Consider the following 17,010-nt stretch of genomic DNA (forward strand, 5'->3'; position numbering starts at 1 on the left):
TTGTTACTCCTGTTTATATGTTTTTTGTGTTTTCGTACAAAACATGATCAAGTCACAAATATTTGTTTTGGGGAGGATCTTGCAATATTTACTAACAACGCACTGTAAAGCCGATGGTTTCTGGCTTCAACGTGGTTATCCACTTTTTCTGTGGATAACTCTGTGGGGACTTTTATTAAAACTGCCTGTAAGCCTGATTATCACTTAGTTTGTTTCATATTGTTGTAAAAATAAGCAAAACACAAACACCATTAAAAACAGTGTGTTAGCAATGTCAAGAGTGTTTGTTTAGGTTTTATTTGATTATTTTTTTTGAATATTTATTTATTTGGAAGTCAACTATTTTCTGTGAATTATTTAAATTTAAATTTCAATAAATTAATTGACAATTGAAAAATAAGTGAGGTTTTTATTGTTCGTTTTATAAACGTCAGATAAACGCTGTTTTTAATAAAAGATTCTTATGAGCATTATAAAACCTTGTTTGATCTTATTACATCCGAGAATGAAAGTAGAAAAAAGGGCCTGTTATTCACTTGTTAAGTTGTTAAAAGGCGCTACTGATGTAAATATTCATATTAAACCTCTATTTCCAGCTGATTTCTTTTTGTGGAAAGAAACAGGGCAAAGTAAATGGTCGTGGCTATAAGATCTTTAGTGTTAAACTGCCAGCTATAAACAAAATTATTGTCGATTTTACCCGTTAGATATTCAACTTCATGCCTAGAATCTGCTCACCTCCCGACTTGCTGATTTTTGCGTAATGATTGCTAATGGGTGTAAGTATTGAGGTTATTATGAAAAAACAGTTTCAATTATCATCGCCATTTTTACCTGCGGGCGATCAACCGCAAGCTATTGAAAAATTAGTTGATGGTATTGAATCCGGGCTGGCTTTTCAAACTTTGTTGGGGGTCACCGGCTCTGGTAAAACCTTCACCCTGGCAAATACTATTGCTCAGTTAAACCGTCCTACACTCATTCTTGCGCCCAATAAAACATTAGCCGCACAACTGTATGGTGAAATGAAAGAATTTTTTCCTAATAATGCCGTTGAATACTTTGTTTCCTATTATGATTATTATCAGCCGGAAGCGTATGTGCCAAGTTCCGATTCGTTTATAGAAAAAGATGCCGCAGTGAATGCGCATATTGAACAGATGCGTCTGTCAGCTACCAAAGCACTACTGGAGCGTGAAGATGTAGTATTAGTGGCATCTGTGTCTGCTATATACGGCTTAGGTGATCCTGATGCCTATTTAAAGATGATGTTACACCTAACGGTCGGGGAGATAATTTCCAGTCGGGAAATTCTGCAACGTTTGGTGGATCTGCAATATAGCCGTAATGAAACCGAGCTGAGCCGGGGCACTTTTAGGGTGCGCGGTGAAGTGATTGATATATTTCCCGCCGATTCTGAAAAAGAAGCACTGCGCATTGAGCTGTTTGACGATGAAGTGGAAAAGATCTCTGTTTTTGATCCCTTAACGGGTCAGCAGCTTGATAAACTTACCCGAGTCACTGTCTACCCAAAAACCCACTATGTCACGCCACGAGAGCAAATTTTAAAAGCGGTCGATGCTATTAAAGAAGAGCTTAATGAGCGAAAAAAAGAGTTTCTAGCCGAAAATAAATTAATTGAAGAGCAACGTATTTCGCAGCGCACCCTATACGATATAGAGATGATGAATGAGTTGGGCTATTGCTCGGGTATTGAAAACTACTCGCGTTATCTTTCTGGGCGTGGGCAAGGTGATGCACCACCTACCCTGTTTGATTATCTGCCTAAAAATGGTCTGCTGATAATTGATGAAAGCCACGTGACCGTGCCGCAAATTGGCGCGATGTATAAGGGGGATCGGTCACGTAAAGAAAATCTGGTGAATTATGGTTTTCGTTTGCCATCAGCTTTAGATAATCGTCCTTTAAAATTTGCAGAGTTTGAGGCACTTGCGCCACAAACGATTTATACATCAGCAACACCAAGTGATTATGAAATTGAAAAATCACAAGGTGAAATTGTCCGCCAGGTGATTCGTCCAACGGGGTTGCTGGATCCTGAAATAGAAGTACGACCTGTTAATACGCAGGTTGACGATCTGCTTTCTGAAATTAATTTACGCATTCCGCTTAAAGAACGTGTTTTGGTAACAACTTTAACCAAAAGAATGGCGGAAGATCTCACTGATTACCTTAATGATCATGGCATTAAAGTGCGTTATTTACACTCCGATGTGGATACGGTTGAACGTGTCGAAATTATACGCGATCTGCGTTTGGGTATCTTTGATGTGTTAATTGGCATCAACTTACTACGTGAGGGCTTGGATATTCCAGAAGTCTCACTAGTGGCAATATTAGATGCCGATAAAGAGGGCTTTTTACGCTCGGAGCGTTCACTTATTCAAACCATGGGCCGCGCTGCGCGTAATTTAAAAGGTAAAGCGATTTTATATGCGGGCAGGATCACAGCTTCGATGCAAAAGGCGATCAAAGTGACAGAAGATCGGCGTATTTTGCAGGATCAATTCAATAAAGAAAATGGCATTATCCCGCAAGGGCTAAGCAAGCAAGTTAGTGATGTGATGCAACTCGGTCAACGTAACCTTAAAAAAGGCAATTTAAAACAAGATAAGGTCGCCGAATATAAAGCCAATTATCATGCTTCCAGCGAACAAGAGATACTTAAACAGATAGCTAAATTGGAAAAGCAGATGTTTGCTTTTGCTAAAGATTTAGAGTTTGAAAAAGCCGCACAGCTCAGAGATGAAGTATCAAACTTACATGAGCAGCTGGTGACTATGGGGTAGTTGAATAAAAATGCGAGCAGACTATTTGCTCGCATAATGCTCCCTCGCCATTTAAAGAGAACGATTTCGCTATCAAATAACCTGAAAACTCTCTGCTTCCAGCATTTTAATCAAAGAGATTAACGGTAACCCAATCAAACTATTAGGATCTTTTCCCTCTAATTGCTCAAATAAACTGATACCGTAACCTTCACTTTTAAAGCTTCCGGCGCAATTGTAAGGTTGCTCTTTGTGTAAATAATGAGTGATCATTTGCTCAGAAAGTTCACGGAAGTGAACAACATAGGGTTCAACTAAGGAGTGTATAGCGCCTGTTTTGCTGTTAACTAAGGCTAACCCTGTATAAAAGGTAATCCTTTTACCACTGGCGGCCTTTAGCTGTTTAAATGCATTTTCAAAATCCCCTGGTTTACCAAGGATTTCACCGTTATTGACACACACCTGATCAGAGCCAATAATCAACGCATTATCGTATGACGGACAAATTGCCTGCGCTTTCGTGATTGCTAAACGTTCGACCAATTCAATAGCGGTTTCATCTTTAAATGGCGTTTCATCTACGTTTGGTTTCTCGGTAAAAAACTGTAGATGCAGCTTCTCTAATAGCTGTTTTCGAAAAGGAGATGTGGATGCTAAAACAAGCTGTTGTGACATAATTGGCTCTGTGATTATTGAATAATTACCTTATTTTATGGTCTGAAAAATAATAAAGCGATAACTTAATAAAAAAAGTCGGTTTTTTATTTAACGTTTTTTTGAATATAGCAGCTAACGGCTCCCTGTTTTCTGCTTGGAAAAATAAGAAAACGTTTATTTAATAAAAAAGTCGTTATTTCTTTGACTATGTTGACAGCTATCTATATTATTCGCGCCCATGCAAAAGGTTAAATTACCGATTAGCGTTGATCCTGTTCGCGCTGCGCAAAAGCGATTGGAGCTAGAAGCCCTAATTCCAAAAGAGCTTTTGAGTAGGTTAGCAGAGTCAACAATCAGCATTCAGTCTGATATCAACACTGTTTTTTCATTCGATATAGATCGGCAAAAGCTGAGAATATTTCATGGTAAAGCAAATGTTGCAGTAGAGCTTATTTGTCAACGGTGCAATGAGCCTATGCTTTATCAGTGTGAAGCTGAATTTACGTATTGTCCTGTTCATAACCAAGAGCAGGAAAATAAATTACCAGACGCCTATGAACCCATTTACTATGATGAAAATGGAGAGGTAAATCTTCATCAGGTTGTTGAAGACGAACTGATATTGACACTTCCGCAGATTGCAAAACATGCAATTGAAGATTGTCAACAAAGTGAGTACGAAGTTACCTTTGGTGAAATTGATGAAGAAGAACAGCGTCCCAACCCATTTGATGCTCTAGCCAAACTAAAGCACAAGTAACTAGCAGGAATTTTTAACATGGCTGTACAAAAAAGTCGTAAAACTCGTTCAAAACGCGGCATGCGTCGTTCACATGATGCACTAACTGCTCCAGCTCAGCTTACTGTTGATGCTACTTCTGGTGAAACTCATCGTCGTCATCATATGACTGCTGATGGTTTTTACAAGGGCAAAAAAGTAATCGAACTATAAGATTACCTTGCGTAAACTTACGATTGCGCTTGATGCCATGGGGGGCGATCTCGGCCCCCATATTTCCCTTTTAGCCGCTGCCAAATCACTACAGTTATACCCGGAATTATCACTTATTATTGTTGGTGATCGGACTCAACTACTCCCTTTATTGAAAAAACATCAGCTTTTGGATCATGCTCGTTTGAGTTTTATTCATGCGGATAATTTCATTTCCATGGAAGATAATCCTATTCATGCCTTACGTCATGTTTCCGGTTCATCCATGCATATCGCTTTAGATCTTGTTGCTCAAGGACAAGCAGATGCTTGTGTTAGCGCCGGTAATACGGGTGCTTTGATGTTACTTGCAAAACAGGCACTTAAAATGCTCCCTGGGATTTCACGTCCCGCACTGGTATCTGGTCTGCCAAATAATTGTTCTGGTCATACTTACCTTCTTGATTTAGGTGCAAATTTACAGTGTGACAGTGATACTTTGTTTAACTTTGCCATTATGGGCAGTGTACTTTGTGAAAAAGTAGAGCAATTAAAAAGCCCTATAGTTGCGTTACTTAACGTCGGTAAAGAAAATAATAAAGGCAACGATATTATTAAACGTTGTGCGGATCTGCTAAAACAGACAAAACATATAAATTATATTGGTTTTATCGAAGCTAATGAGCTTTTTTCATGCAAGGCCGATGTGATTGTGACCGATGGTTTTAGCGGCAATGTTGCATTAAAAAGTTATGAAGGAATGGGGCGAGTATTTTTAGAGCAATTAGATAAAGCGCTTAACTCAACCCTATATAGCAAATTACTCGGCAAATTATTAAAACCAATTTTACAAAAGCAGCTAAAACATTTGCATCCGGATATGTATAATGGCGCCAGTTTAATTGGTTTACGCGGTATTGTTGTTAAAAGCCATGGGAGTGCAAATGAAGTTGCATTTACCTATGCTATCGAACAAGCAATAAAAGAGATTCAGTGGCAGATTCCGGCAAGCATAGCAAAAAAGTTAGAAACTGTTTTATCAGAGCGAGATTGTTTATCACATGAATAGCAAAATTACAGGTACTGGTAGTTATCTACCTGAAACAGTACGTACAAACGACGATTTAGAAAAAATGGTTGATACCAGTGACGAATGGATCACTACGCGTACAGGTATTAAAGAGCGTCGTATTGCTAATAAGCAAGATACTATTGCCTTTATGGGTAAGGAAGCTGCTTTAAAAGCATTGCAGGCAGCTAATTTAACAGCTGAAGATTTAGATCTAATTATTGTGGCAACAACAAGTAACCACAATGCATTCCCTTCGGCCGCTTGTGAAGTACAAAATTTATTGGGCATTTACAATATTCCAGCATTTGATGTTTCGGCCGCTTGTGCAGGTTTCACCTATGCGTTAAGTGTTGCTGACAATTTTATCAAAGCGGGTAGTGCAAAAAATATCCTGGTTATTGGTGCTGATAGTTTAGCAAATACCTGTGATCCTGCGGATCGTTCAACTATTATCATATTTGGTGATGGTGCAGGCGCTGTTATTGTTAGTGCAACTGAAGAGGAAGGTATTTTATCGACGCATATTAATGCCGATGGCCGCTTTGGTGAGTTACTTAAACTGCCATATGCTGAACGTGGTAATGAGCAGTCTGTCAATAATTCATATTTATCAATGGCAGGTAACGACGTTTTTAAAGTAGCAGTTAAAAAATTAAGCCAGGTTGTAGTTGATACACTGGCAGCAAACAATATAGATAAAGAGCAACTTGATTGGTTAGTACCGCATCAGGCAAATAAACGAATTATTAGCGCAACTGCTAAAAAGCTTGGTATGTCGATGGATCAAGTGATTCTGACACTGGAAAAACATGGTAATACATCAGCAGCTTCTGTACCACTTGCTTTTGATGAAGGTGTTCGCAGCGGCAAAATTAAAGCTGGACAACTGGTCTTATTAGAAGCATTTGGTGGTGGATTTACTTGGGGCAGTGCCCTGGTTCGTATGTAAGTAATTAAAAGATTTATAAATATTAGGAATTAAAAATATGACAAACTTTACTTTTGCCTTTCCAGGGCAAGGCTCGCAAAGTGTAGCTATGTTAGCTGAACTTGCTGAAGCATTTCCGGTTGTTGTAGACACTTATAAAGAAGCAAGTGAAGCATTAGGTTATGATTTATGGGAACTTGTTCAACAAGGTCCAAGCGACGCTTTAAACCAAACAGATAAAACGCAACCTGCTTTATTAACAGCATCTGTTGCTATCTGGCGCGTTTGGGCACAGCAGGGCGGTGAAAAACCGTCTGTGATCGCAGGTCATAGTTTAGGTGAGTACTCTGCATTAGTTTGTGCGGGTGTAATTGATTTTAAAGATGCGCTAAAACTCGTTGAGTTGCGCGGTCAGTTAATGCAGCAAGCCGTTCCTGCGGGTACTGGTGCAATGTCTGCAATTATCGGTTTAGATAACGATAAAATTGCGCAGTGTTGTTTACAAGCTGAACAAGGACAAGTTGTTTCTCCTGTTAACTTTAACTCTCCTGGTCAAGTTGTTATAGCAGGTAATAAAGAAGCTGTAGAGCGTGCTGGTGTTTTACTGAAAGAAGCGGGTGCTAAACGTGTATTACCGTTACCAGTAAGCGTTCCTTCTCATTGTGCATTAATGAAACCTGCAGCTGAAAAATTAGCGATTGCATTACAAGATATCGAATTTAAAACACCTGAAATTGCAGTGATTAATAATGTTGATGTAATTGCTGAAACAGACGTAGATAAAATTAAAGATGCGCTTGTACGTCAACTATTTTGTCCTGTTCGCTGGACGGAGATTGTTGAAAAGATGGCAGCAGACGGTATCACATTACAAGTTGAAGCTGGCCCAGGTAAAGTATTAAGTGGTTTAGTTCGTCGTATCGATAAAAGCTTCACTGCACATTTTATTAATGACAGTGCCAGCTTAGAAAATTCATTAATTGCAGTTAAAGGGGAATAATCATGAGCATGCAAGATAAAGTAGTATTAATAACTGGTGCAAGCCGTGGTATTGGTCGTGCAATTGCAGAAAACTTTGTTGCATTAGGCGCAACCGTTTTAGGAACAGCGACAAGTGAAAACGGCGCAAATGCGATCAGTGAGTACCTTGGTGATGCCGGTAAAGGTTTTGTTTTAAACGTAACTGAAACAGATTCAATCACAAAACTTTTTGCCGATATTAAAGCACAATACGGTGTGGTAGATGTATTAGTAAATAACGCCGGTATTACACGCGATAACTTATTAATGCGTATGAAGGATGATGAGTGGAATGACATCATTGATACTAACCTGACGCCAATTTTCAAAATGAGTAAAGCAGCGCTTCGTCCTATGATGAAAAAACGTGCAGGTCGTATTATAAACGTTGGTTCAGTTGTAGGGACTATGGGTAATGCGGGTCAAACTAACTACGCAGCAGCAAAAGCGGGCGTAATTGGTTTTACTAAATCATTAGCACGTGAAGTTGCAAGCCGTGGTATTACGGTTAATACTGTAGCACCTGGTTTTATTGAAACTGATATGACTAAAGCATTAACTGATGAGCAGCGTGCATCTACATTGTCTGCAGTTCCAGCCGGTCGTTTAGGGGATCCTAAAGAGATTGCTGCAACAGTTGCATTTTTAGCCTCAGAAGGCGCAGCTTACATTAATGGTGAGACTATTCACGTTAATGGTGGCATGTACATGGTCTAAGTTAGGCTGTTGTAAAAAAGAAAAAATAGTTGGAATTTAATGTTTTATTGATTAAAATCCCAATGTAACTGGTCTAACCAGTGATAGAATACTTGAATATTAAGCGCGATAGAATAAACTACCGCCATTAATTAACGCAAAAGCGTATCCACAAAGGAAAACAAAAATGAGCAATATCGAAGAACGCGTAAAAAACATCATCGTTGAGCAACTTGGTGTTCAACTAGACGAAGTTGTAAACAAAGCTTCTTTCGTTGACGATCTAGGTGCTGATTCTTTAGATACAGTTGAACTTGTAATGGCTCTTGAAGAAGAGTTCGATACAGAAATCCCTGATGAAGAAGCAGAGAAAATTACTACTGTTCAATCAGCGATCGATTACGTTGTAAACAACGGTTAATCATTCATTTTTGAATGATAAATAAATTTTAAAGGCGGTCTTCTGACCGCCTTTTGTGTTTTATGAAATAAGATAATGAGTAGATTAACTTAATCCCCACTGAGTTATAAAAGATCTATTAATAGCCAAGCAGTTTGGCTGTGCTGGTGAGTATTTATTTAATCTAATTAGGTAGTTAGGAGAAGTTATAGTGTCAAAGCGTAGAGTTGTAATCACTGGTTTAGGTATGTTATCACCAGTAGGTAATTCAGTTGAAGAATCGTGGAAAGCGGTTCAAGCCGGTCAAAGTGGTATCTCCAATATTGAACATTTTGATACTGAAAAATTTGCTTGTAAATTTGCTGGTTTAGTAAAAGATTTTAATGTTGAAGATTACATGCCTAAAAAAGAGGCGCGTAAAATGGACGTATTTATTCAATATGGAGTTGCAGCTGCAGAACAAGCTTTCCAAGATTCAGGTTTAGTGGTGACAGATGAAAATGCAGAGCGTATCGGTGTTGCAATTGGATCTGGTATTGGTGGTATTACCACGATTGAAACGAATGTACGTAACTTTGAAAAAAGTGGACCGCGTAAAATTAGTCCCTTCTTTGTACCTGCAACTATTATCAATATGATCTCTGGTCATGTATCAATTAATAAAGGCCTAAAAGGTCCAAATATTGCGATCACTACAGCATGTACAACAGGTACGCACAGCATAGGTATGGCTGCTCGTATGATTCAATACGGTGATGCAGATGTCATGTTTGCCGGTGGTGCTGAAAAAGCATCAAGTGAACTGAGCATGGGCGGATTTGCTTCAGCACGTGCACTGTCTACACGTAATGACTCTCCACAAACAGCAAGCCGTCCTTGGGATGAATCTCGTGACGGTTTTGTGCTTGGTGACGGCTCTGGTGTGGTCGTGCTTGAAGAGTATGAACATGCTAAAGCACGTGGCGCAAAAATCTATGCTGAATTTGTCGGTTTTGGTATGAGCGGTGATGCCTACCATATGACGTCACCACCAGAAAGCGGTGCTGGCGCAGCATTATCAATGAAAAATGCCATTAAAGATGCAAAAATTGATGCGGCTGATATTCAATATATTAACGCCCATGGTACATCAACACCTGCTGGTGATATTGCTGAAACACAAGCTGTAAAAGGAATTTGGGCGGATGCGGCAAAAGATGTGATGATGAGCTCTACTAAGTCAATGACAGGTCACCTGTTAGGTGCGGCCGGCGCAATTGAAGCTATTTTCAGTGTATTAGCACTGCGCGATCAAGTGGCTCCACCGACAATTAATTTAGAAAACCCAAGTGAAGGTTGTGATTTAGATTACGTTACAGATGGCAAAGCCCGTCCTGCTAATATCGAATACGCACTGTCTAACTCATTTGGTTTTGGCGGTACAAACGGTACATTAATCTTTAAACGTATCTAGTTTTTTAAAATCAAGTTAGAATAAAAACCCGATTATCAGATCGGGTTTTTTTATGGCTTAAAGAAAATTAAATATGCTAATTAATGGAATAAAATCAACAACAATTGCAGCGACCGATCGTGGTTTAGCTTATGGAGATGGCCTGTTTTCAACCGTAAAAATTGAACATGGTATGGTGCAGTTATGGGACTATCACCTGCAACGACTACAACTCGGTGCACAAAGCTTGTTTTTTCCCGATATTGATTGGCTATTATTAACAAATGAAGTTGAATCATTAGCACAGAGTTTAGTAAAAGAGCCAGAAGCTGTGATCAAAATTATTTTAACGCGTGGCACTGGCGGTCGCGGATACAGCATAAAAGAGTGTGATTCCCCGTTACGAATTTTATCAACTTATGCTTTCCCGAGTTTTTATAAACAGTGGCAAAACGAGGGAATTAAAGTGGTTTTGTGCCAGCAGAGGCTGGCTATTAATCCGCAATTAGCGGGGTTAAAAACATTAAACCGTTTGGAACAAGTTTTAATAAAGCATGAGTTAGAAAACAAGCAAGCAGTTGAAGGTATTGTTTGTGATAATAACGGTTATGTTATTGAAGCGTGCAGTGCAAATATTTTTATCTACTTAGATAATCACTGGCTGACACCTAAACTTGATGGTTGTGGTGTGGCGGGGGTAAAACGCAGGCAAGTGATGGAATTAGCAGAAAAAGCTGGAATAGCAATCACTGAAGTTAGGATAAAAGCTGATGATCTGTTCAATGCACAAGCTGTTTGCTTAACTAATGCATTGATGGGCTTAGTACCAGTAAAACAATTTCAGTCGCATATTTATCCAATATCCAGTTTTTCTTTTATTCACACATTACAATCACTATTACAAGAAGGGGAGCTGTAAAATGGCGATTAAAAAAATCACGATGGCGATACTGTTTGTATTAACTTTGCTATTTACTGGCATTTTTATCGCACAGCAAAAAATAGAAAATTATTTAACTATCCCGCGCATTGATAAAACCATGTTATTTACACTAAATGCCGGCAGTAATTTTTCTCGCTTAGGTAATCAACTTGTTGAGCTGTCAATTGTCAATGATCTCACTTGGTGGAAAGCGGTTGCAAAACTGCATCCTGAATTAACTAAAATAAAATCAGGCACTTACCAGTTTCAAGAAGGTTCTAATCTGCAGGATATTTTAACGATTTTAAATAAAGGTATTGAACATCAGTTTAAGGTGACCTTTATTGAAGGCAGCACATTTAAAGAGTGGTTAACTATATTAAGTGATGCGCAAGCACTTGCACCTTTACAGAAAAGCGAAAAAGAGATCTTGCAGCAGCTTGGCAGTCAGCATAATAAACTAGAAGGTTTGTTATTTCCTGAAACTTATTATTACCATGCGCAGATGAGTGCATTTAAGCTTATTGAGAAAGCTTATTTACATCAGTTACAAGTGTTGGATAAATTATGGGCGGAACGTGATAAAAATCTGCCATTAAAAACGCCATATGAAGCGTTAATTTTGGCTTCAATTATCGAAAAAGAGAGTGGCTTATCTGCCGATCGTGACAAAATATCTTCTGTATTTGTTAATCGTTTACGAAGAGGAATGCGTTTGCAAACCGACCCAACTGTTATTTATGGAATGGGTGAACGTTATAACGGGCGTATTCGCAGTAAGGACCTTCGCGAGAAAACAGCTTACAATACTTACCAAATTAATGGCCTGCCGCCAACGCCTATTGCCATGCCAAGTGAGGCCGCGTTGTATGCAAGCCTGCATCCAGCAAAAAGTAAATATTTATATTTTGTCAGTAAAGGTGATGGTACCTCTTATTTCTCTAAGAGCTTAAAGGAGCACAATCGCGCGGTTCAAAAATATATTTTAGGAAAGTAACAAGTGTACTATTCAGTAACGTTACATTAAAAAGTCAGTGCGACTGACTTTTTAATGAACGGTGACGTTATCGAATTAAATGGGTAAATTGTGGCATTAACTCAATGTTTTCTTGTACCATCTCTTGTAATGCCTGATCGAGAATTGAACCTGTAATGACCAGTGGATTTAAAATAAGCGCACGCTTCGCTTTATTAAGATCCCCGCTAACCGCCGCCTCCACGGTCAGTGTTTCAAACTCTTTCATCAGCTGCAGCAGACGCAGTGTATCAGAGGGGAATGGTGCCACATTCAGCGGCAGCGGGCCGCTCTTAGTGATTATTGAACTCACTTCAACTACACAGTCATCAGGCAGGCCGTTAATGGTGCCGTTGTTGCGTGTATTAACATGCATAATGGTACGTTTGTCATTATAAATTGAACTCATTAATTCACAGGCCGCTTCCGAGTAATACTGGCCGCCGCGTTTTTCTAACTCTTTAGGTTTAGTATTGAGCTGCGGATCACTATAAATATCAAACAGGCGTTTCTCCATTGCTTTTACTACTTCACCGCGTGTGCCTTCGCCGTTTGCCTCAAAGACTTCCTGGTCCATAATATCCTGGCTCATGTAGTAGTAACGTAAATAAGCACAGGGGATCATACCCATGTTTTTTAATAACTCAGCAGGCCAGGCAAAAGCAGGGATGTTTTTCGGCACCAGCGTATCATTACCGGCAAGAATCTGTTCAACAATTTCATCAAGCTGGTTTTTGCCGTTATGCAGAATTTGACGGGCCCAGATAAAGTGATTGATACCGGCAACCTGCATAATAATATCTTTCTCCCTGCAGTTAAGCATCTCAGCAATCCCTTTCTGCATAATAACCGGAACATTACATAACCCAACCGCTTTAACCTTAGTATGCTTTAACACCGCTTCGGTCACCATTCCTGATGGATTGGTGAAATTAAGCAGCCATGCATCCGGGCATAATTCTTCGATCTCTTTACAGATTTCAAGTGTGATCGGAATTGTGCGGCATGCATTGGCAAAACCACCCAGGCCGTTTGTCTCCTGCCCGATCATGCCGTATTTAAGCGAGATACGTTCATCGCTGATACGTGCATCAAGGCAGCCGGCACGGAACTGCGAACAGACAAAGTCGGCACCTTTTAATGCCGGGCGACGATCTAAAGTGACCTCTACCTGTATATCCAGACCTTCCTTTTTAATCATGCGTCGGGCTAATGCTGCAATGATATTAACTTTTTCTTTACCCTCTTCGATATCAACCAGCCATAACTGCTCAATAGGCAGCTGTTCCTTTCTTTTTAACAGTCCTTCAATCAGCTCCGGGGTATAGCTGGAGCCTGCACCAATAACTGTAATTTTTAAGCCGTTTTTCATTATAATCTCCTGATTGTTTAAAATATATTTAGGCCTATTAAATGCTCAATAAAGTTGACAGACAAACGAAATAAAAAATACTATCTATTAAAAATTTTAATGTATAAGAAGTCTATTCTTCTTAGAGGCAGAGATTCCTGCATTTTCAATAATCATGGCTATAACGGAGGCGGTATGGATAATAAACAGGCATTACTCGCTAATATGCATACATTCAGTGTGGTGGCGCGCTTTCTTAGTTTTACTAAAGCGGGGGAAGAGTTGTGCTTAACGCAGGGGGCGGTGAGTCATCGCATTAAAAACTTGGAGAAACAACTTGGATTTTCACTGTTTGTGCGCCTCACTCGTCGTTTAGAGTTGACCTCGGAAGGTGAGCGTTTATTAGCTACATTAAATCACTCGTTCGCAGAAATTTTTTCTGAGCTGGAAGATATACGTTTTAATGAGCTACGTGGTGAATTATATATCGGGGCTTCACCGACTTTTGCATTAGCCTGGTTGATGCCTAGATTGCCAAGTTTTCAAAAACTGTACCCGAACTTGAATGTTAAAATCAGGATAAAAGCGAGCAAGCTCGATTTCAAGCATGAACCTGTCGATTTGGCGATCTATTATGGTAATGAAGAGCACCCTGATTTACATTGTCAGCGCTTGTTTTCTGAAAGATTAGTACCCGTTTGTACGTCTGAATACGCTATGCAGTTTGCATTAGCGGATGATATTAAAAAATTAAAGGATGTGACATTTATCCACTGTATTGAATCACTTGAAACTATCTCTCCGACTCATGAATGGTCTACTTGGCTAAAAGCAAATTCAGTCGATTTAGATAGCGAGCATAGACAATATCAGTTTAATCATTGTGAAATGGCAATAGTAGCTGCCAGGCAGGGAATGGGAGTTGCCATGGGACGTGCTGAGCTTATTCAGACGCATATTGATTCAGGAGAATTAATTACTCCTTTTGCCTCTGTTGATGCGGGTCTTGGTTATGATCTTATCTGTTCTAAAGGACAAGAGATCAGGCCGAAATATCAGGCATTTTTAAATTGGATTTCAGAGCAGAATAAATAGCGGCAGAGCATAAGGCTTGCATTAGTTAATATGATTGTTATTCTCCCCGGTAATTTAAAATAGTATAATCGCGCCGTTCAAAATATTTTAGGAAAGTAACTATATGTCGGTTTCAAAAGAGTCTGCTTCGCAAAAGTTATCTAACAAATTTATTGTTATCGAAGGCCTGGAAGGGGCTGGTAAAAGTACCGCTATCTCTTATATCGGTGAATGGTTGGCACTAATGAATATGCCTGCTGAAAATATTGTTTATACACGTGAACCTGGTGGCACAGAGCTTGCTGAAAAAATGCGCGATATTGTCAAAATGGAAGTGCAGGGCGAAACGCTGGAAGATAAAGCTGAACTGTTATTGTTGTATGCCGCGCGCGTGCAGTTGGTCGAACATAAAATTAAACCTGCTTTAGCAAATGACTGTATTGTTGTTGGTGATCGTCATAACTACTCATCTCTGGCGTATCAAGGCGGCGGCCGTGGCATTGATCTGCAACTGATTGAAGATATTAAACAGCTTGCATTAGGGGACTTTAAGGCCGATTTAACACTGTATTTAGATGTTGAACCTGAGCTTGGTTTAAGCCGTGCAAGAGGCCGGGGAGAACTTGATCGTATTGAGCGCCAAGCTATCGATTTTTTCCAGCGTACACGCAGTGTTTTTCTTTCATTGGTTGAAGACGATAAAAACGCTTTCACCATTGATGCCGGTCAAACACCTGAGTTAGTTAAAAAAGCTATTTTTATACAATTAGATAAATGGTTAGCGAGTCTTACTTGATATGAGTTTAGATGCAACGAATCAATTTGAATCTGTTTCAACACCCTGGCTAACACCTGTATTTGCACAGTTATTAGAAACCTACCAGGCAGGGCGGCTTGCCCATGGGGTATTGTTTACCGGCAGTGCGGGTATTGGAAAATTTAAACTGGCGAAAAATATTGCACAGTATCTGCTTTGTAGCAGCAAGCAAGCAGACGGGGCATGCCGGCAATGCCACTCTTGTAAGCTCTTTTTAGCGCATAACCATTTAGATTTTCATCTGCTAGAAAATGAAACGGATAAATCGATCGGTATTGAACAGGTAAGAAGTTTAATAGCAACACTTAATGAGCGACCACATCTCGGTGATAATAAAGTTGTTATTATAAAAAATGCTCAACTATTAACTATTCCCGCCGCTAATGCGCTGCTGAAAACTTTAGAAGAGCCACAAGGTAACAGTTATCTTATTTTACTGGCGCGCACTCATCATCAGCTGATGCCTACATTACTGAGCCGTGTGCAACAGACACATCTGCATACACCTGAAGATAGCCAGTTATTAGCATGGCTCGCTGAGTTAGGTTTTTTTGTTGAAGATAAAGGGCTTTTGCGCTTATTTCAAAACAGTCCGTTAGCATTATTAAATCACCTGCAAAGTGTACAGCAAGCAAGCGCAATCGATGAACGCAGAAACTGCGTGGAAGGGCTGTTCTCAGTGCTTAATCAGCCTGAAACACTGTTTACTTTTAGCCAGTTTTTAGCCGAATCTGCGGAGCAGCGTTTACAGCTGTTATTTCATCTGCTTCATGATCTGCATAAGTTAAAGCTGTCAGAAAGTGTAATGAATAAGGATGCTGTTTACAGTTTTGCTTTGCCGCAGCTGCAGATCTGGCAGTCACAGATTACGCTGAAGAGTCTGCGTTATTTAAGCTCTGAGTTATTACAAACACGAAAATTATTAGTTGACCATTCTGGGTTGAAAAAAGAATTATTAATCAATGCATTATTGATAAAAATAAAAAATGAATTTAAGGAAATAGCAGTATGTTAGTCGACTCTCATTGTCACCTTGACGGCTTGGATTATAAAAAAAGGCATAAAGATTTAGCCGATGTGGTTAGCAAAGCACAAGAAAAGGGGATTAATTATCTGCTCAGTGTCTGTGTCGAAGTAAAAAAATACCCGGCAATGGCGGAATTGATCGCACCCTTCCCGCAAATATTCTGTTCGGCCGGCATGCATCCTTTACATCAGGATGAGGTGGTTGATGAGGCGCTGTTACTTGAATATGCGAGCCAAGAAAAAGTTGTCGCACTTGGTGAAACAGGATTAGATTTTTTCTACTCTCCTGACAATAAAGCTGAGCAGATAGCCTCTTTCCGCGCACAAATTCGCGTTGCTAAACAGGTTAATAAGCCATTGATTGTGCATACGCGTGATGCCCGACAAGAGACATTAGACATTCTGCGTGAAGAAGGTGCTGAGCAAGTGGGCGGTGTTTTACACTGTTTCACTGAATCATTAGAAATGGCACAAGCGGCGATGGAGATGGGGTTTTATATATCAGCTTCAGGTATTGTCACTTTTAAAAACGCGAAAGAGCTGCAAGCTGTGATTAAAGCAATCCCGCTGGATCGTTTGTTAGTTGAAACAGATTCACCTTATTTAGCCCCTGTGCCACATCGCGGTCAGGAAAATGAGCCGGCTTATACGTGTGATGTAGCCAAGTTTGTCGCTAATTTAAAGGGAGTGTCGTTAGAGGAGTTGGCTCACGTAACCACAGATAACTTCTTTAAATTATTTACCAGCGCTAAGCGTTAATTGACCTCACTTAGTCCATTTTAATTAACTTAGGGTTGAAAAAAGGTTGGCTGCCCATCCTTTTCCCTTTTAAAGGAGTTTCATTGACGTAATTCTTATTTTAAGACAAAGATAAATTAAG

General features: G+C 39.6%; 17 protein-coding genes. 15 read left to right on the top strand and 2 right to left on the bottom strand.

The features are described from left to right. Window positions 1–797: 797 nt before the first annotated feature. On the top strand, window positions 798–2,810 hold the full coding sequence (gene uvrB, locus AC4GME_RS00820) for an excinuclease ABC subunit UvrB (protein ID WP_490378602.1): 2,013 nt from the start codon (window positions 798–800) through the stop codon (window positions 2,808–2,810). A gap of 72 nt (window positions 2,811–2,882) precedes the next feature. Here uvrB and AC4GME_RS00825 read toward each other — a convergent pair whose 3' ends face one another. Further along, window positions 2,883–3,464 carry a Maf family protein gene (locus AC4GME_RS00825; protein WP_490378603.1) on the bottom strand — a complete coding sequence of 194 codons (582 nt, stop codon included), beginning with the start codon at window positions 3,462–3,464 and terminating at the stop codon, window positions 2,883–2,885. Window positions 3,465–3,684: 220 nt separating this feature from the next. Here AC4GME_RS00825 and yceD point away from each other — a divergent pair, with 220 nt between their 5' ends. The 10 genes from yceD (at window position 3,685) to mltG (ending at window position 11,844) form a co-directional block, all read left to right on the top strand. After that, window positions 3,685–4,206: a 23S rRNA accumulation protein YceD gene (gene yceD / locus AC4GME_RS00830; protein ID WP_490378894.1), complete on the top strand. Its 522-nt coding sequence runs from the start codon at window positions 3,685–3,687 to the stop codon at window positions 4,204–4,206. An 18-nt stretch (window positions 4,207–4,224) separates the two neighbouring features. Beyond that, window positions 4,225–4,398, top strand: coding sequence for a 50S ribosomal protein L32 (rpmF, locus tag AC4GME_RS00835; RefSeq protein WP_019613351.1), 174 nt, complete (start codon window positions 4,225–4,227; stop codon window positions 4,396–4,398). Window positions 4,399–4,405: 7 nt separating this feature from the next. Then, window positions 4,406–5,446, top strand: a complete 1,041-nt coding sequence (gene plsX, locus AC4GME_RS00840; RefSeq protein WP_490377049.1) for a phosphate acyltransferase PlsX — start codon at window positions 4,406–4,408, stop codon at window positions 5,444–5,446. Next, on the top strand, window positions 5,439–6,398 hold the full coding sequence (locus AC4GME_RS00845; RefSeq protein ID WP_490378895.1) for a beta-ketoacyl-ACP synthase III: 960 nt from the start codon (window positions 5,439–5,441) through the stop codon (window positions 6,396–6,398). The genes plsX and AC4GME_RS00845 overlap by 8 nt, the downstream gene beginning before the upstream one ends. Window positions 6,399–6,435: 37 nt before the next feature. Beyond that, entirely contained in the window at window positions 6,436–7,377 is a 942-nt protein-coding gene (fabD, locus tag AC4GME_RS00850; RefSeq protein ID WP_490377051.1) for an ACP S-malonyltransferase, read from the top strand. Window positions 7,378–7,379: 2 nt separating this feature from the next. After that, complete coding sequence (gene fabG / locus AC4GME_RS00855) at window positions 7,380–8,114, top strand: 3-oxoacyl-ACP reductase FabG (RefSeq protein ID WP_490377052.1); 735 nt, start codon at window positions 7,380–7,382, stop codon at window positions 8,112–8,114. A gap of 166 nt (window positions 8,115–8,280) precedes the next feature. Further along, a complete protein-coding gene (gene acpP / locus AC4GME_RS00860) occupies window positions 8,281–8,514 on the top strand; it encodes an acyl carrier protein (protein WP_019613356.1) in 234 nt (77 codons plus the stop codon). A gap of 190 nt (window positions 8,515–8,704) precedes the next feature. Continuing rightward, window positions 8,705–9,946, top strand: a complete 1,242-nt coding sequence (gene fabF, locus AC4GME_RS00865; RefSeq protein ID WP_490377053.1) for a beta-ketoacyl-ACP synthase II — start codon at window positions 8,705–8,707, stop codon at window positions 9,944–9,946. Between the two features lie 73 nt (window positions 9,947–10,019). Continuing rightward, the gene (pabC, locus tag AC4GME_RS00870) at window positions 10,020–10,844 is read left to right on the top strand and encodes an aminodeoxychorismate lyase (RefSeq protein ID WP_490377054.1); all 825 of its coding nucleotides are present in this window, start codon (window positions 10,020–10,022) and stop codon (window positions 10,842–10,844) included. Between the two features lies 1 nt (window position 10,845). Then, window positions 10,846–11,844 (top strand): endolytic transglycosylase MltG, encoded by a 999-nt coding sequence (gene mltG, locus AC4GME_RS00875; RefSeq protein ID WP_490377055.1) that lies wholly within the window; start codon window positions 10,846–10,848, stop codon window positions 11,842–11,844. A 67-nt stretch (window positions 11,845–11,911) separates the two neighbouring features. Here mltG and AC4GME_RS00880 read toward each other — a convergent pair whose 3' ends face one another. Further along, a complete protein-coding gene (locus tag AC4GME_RS00880; protein ID WP_490377056.1) occupies window positions 11,912–13,234 on the bottom strand; it encodes a 6-phospho-beta-glucosidase in 1,323 nt (440 codons plus the stop codon). A gap of 174 nt (window positions 13,235–13,408) precedes the next feature. Between AC4GME_RS00880 and AC4GME_RS00885 the strand changes: the two genes are divergently transcribed. The 4 genes from AC4GME_RS00885 to AC4GME_RS00900 all read left to right on the top strand — a co-directional run bounded on the left by AC4GME_RS00885 (window position 13,409) and on the right by AC4GME_RS00900 (window position 16,889). Beyond that, on the top strand, window positions 13,409–14,308 hold the full coding sequence (locus tag AC4GME_RS00885; RefSeq protein WP_490377057.1) for a LysR substrate-binding domain-containing protein: 900 nt from the start codon (window positions 13,409–13,411) through the stop codon (window positions 14,306–14,308). A gap of 103 nt (window positions 14,309–14,411) precedes the next feature. Beyond that, entirely contained in the window at window positions 14,412–15,083 is a 672-nt protein-coding gene (gene tmk / locus AC4GME_RS00890) for a dTMP kinase (RefSeq protein WP_490377058.1), read from the top strand. 1 nt (window position 15,084) lies between these two features. Next, window positions 15,085–16,119 (top strand): DNA polymerase III subunit delta', encoded by a 1,035-nt coding sequence (gene holB / locus AC4GME_RS00895; RefSeq protein ID WP_490377059.1) that lies wholly within the window; start codon window positions 15,085–15,087, stop codon window positions 16,117–16,119. Next, the gene (locus tag AC4GME_RS00900; protein ID WP_490378896.1) at window positions 16,113–16,889 is read left to right on the top strand and encodes a TatD family hydrolase; all 777 of its coding nucleotides are present in this window, start codon (window positions 16,113–16,115) and stop codon (window positions 16,887–16,889) included. Before holB ends, AC4GME_RS00900 begins: the two co-directional genes overlap by 7 nt. Window positions 16,890–17,010 lie beyond the last annotated feature (121 nt).

The sequence above is a fragment of the Psychromonas sp. genome (assembly GCF_983033635.1).

Excerpts from the sequence above, each read along its gene's own strand:
- uvrB (WP_490378602.1), top strand. The coding sequence starts at position 798 with ATGAAAAAACAGTTTCAATTATCATCGCCATTTTTACCTGCGGGCGAT.
- AC4GME_RS00825 (WP_490378603.1), bottom strand. The coding sequence starts at position 3,464 with ATGTCACAACAGCTTGTTTTAGCATCCACATCTCCTTTTCGAAAACAG.
- yceD (WP_490378894.1), top strand. The coding sequence starts at position 3,685 with ATGCAAAAGGTTAAATTACCGATTAGCGTTGATCCTGTTCGCGCTGCG.
- rpmF (WP_019613351.1), top strand. The coding sequence starts at position 4,225 with ATGGCTGTACAAAAAAGTCGTAAAACTCGTTCAAAACGCGGCATGCGT.
- AC4GME_RS00845 (WP_490378895.1), top strand. The coding sequence starts at position 5,439 with ATGAATAGCAAAATTACAGGTACTGGTAGTTATCTACCTGAAACAGTA.
- fabD (WP_490377051.1), top strand. The coding sequence starts at position 6,436 with ATGACAAACTTTACTTTTGCCTTTCCAGGGCAAGGCTCGCAAAGTGTA.
- fabG (WP_490377052.1), top strand. The coding sequence starts at position 7,380 with ATGAGCATGCAAGATAAAGTAGTATTAATAACTGGTGCAAGCCGTGGT.
- acpP (WP_019613356.1), top strand. The coding sequence starts at position 8,281 with ATGAGCAATATCGAAGAACGCGTAAAAAACATCATCGTTGAGCAACTT.
- pabC (WP_490377054.1), top strand. The coding sequence starts at position 10,020 with ATGCTAATTAATGGAATAAAATCAACAACAATTGCAGCGACCGATCGT.
- mltG (WP_490377055.1), top strand. The coding sequence starts at position 10,846 with ATGGCGATTAAAAAAATCACGATGGCGATACTGTTTGTATTAACTTTG.
- AC4GME_RS00880 (WP_490377056.1), bottom strand. The coding sequence starts at position 13,234 with ATGAAAAACGGCTTAAAAATTACAGTTATTGGTGCAGGCTCCAGCTAT.
- AC4GME_RS00885 (WP_490377057.1), top strand. The coding sequence starts at position 13,409 with ATGGATAATAAACAGGCATTACTCGCTAATATGCATACATTCAGTGTG.
- tmk (WP_490377058.1), top strand. The coding sequence starts at position 14,412 with ATGTCGGTTTCAAAAGAGTCTGCTTCGCAAAAGTTATCTAACAAATTT.
- holB (WP_490377059.1), top strand. The coding sequence starts at position 15,085 with ATGAGTTTAGATGCAACGAATCAATTTGAATCTGTTTCAACACCCTGG.
- AC4GME_RS00900 (WP_490378896.1), top strand. The coding sequence starts at position 16,113 with ATGTTAGTCGACTCTCATTGTCACCTTGACGGCTTGGATTATAAAAAA.